Genomic DNA, 235 nt, shown 5'->3' with positions numbered 1-235 from the left:
GGGTCGTTGACGTCCGGTGAAATCGACGCCGTGTGCGACGTCGGGCCCAGCGCGCCGGCCACCCAGTGGGGACGCTCCGGCGTGCGCGCGGTCCTCGCGTCGGCCTCGCGGCGGGCCAGTACTGCCGACGCGTGGTTGATCTCGTAGGCGATGTCCTCCATGCCGGAGTCCGACAGCGGGATCGCCGTGGCGTTGAGGGCGTTCGTCTCGATGATGTCGGCGCCGGCCTCGAGGT

1 protein-coding gene is annotated in these 235 nt (G+C 71.5%); it reads right to left on the bottom strand.

Annotation, left to right across the window (positions count from 1 at the left end; translation table 11 throughout):
- Positions 1–235 (bottom strand): homocysteine S-methyltransferase family protein (locus ACPYOM_RS23980; RefSeq protein WP_481347901.1); only part of this gene is annotated, 235 nt, incomplete at both ends.

The organism is Monashia sp. HAY1-2A (assembly GCF_056755315.1).
Note: the sequence above shows the minus strand (reverse complement) of the source record. Positions and strands in the feature narration are given on the sequence as shown.